Here is a 210-nt window from a genome sequence, read left to right on the forward strand (position 1 = left end):
GGTAGTGACCCCTAAAAGTTAGAGTTTTTGTTATGCAGTTGTTTGGCTGGTTTGAGTTCGGTATTGTACCGGACTTAATCCACCCAGTTTTAGTTTAATTCGGTCGTTATTATAATACGCTATGTATGCCTCGATTTTCTGTTTCAATTCTTCGTAAGACAACAGAGCCTTCCCATAATACATCTCTTGCTTCATAATACCGAAGAAGTT

Annotated in this window: 1 protein-coding gene; it reads right to left on the reverse strand. The window is 38.1% G+C overall.

What is annotated here, in order from left to right; translation table 11 throughout:
• Nucleotides 1–30: 30 nt before the first annotated feature.
• A partial coding sequence (locus FN960_RS22640; protein WP_143850879.1) for an IS3 family transposase occupies nucleotides 31–210 on the reverse strand: 180 nt, incomplete at its 5' end.

The sequence above is a fragment of the Alkalicoccobacillus porphyridii genome, assembly GCF_007293315.1.
GTDB lineage: Bacteria > Bacillota > Bacilli > Bacillales > Bacillaceae_D > Alkalicoccobacillus > Alkalicoccobacillus porphyridii.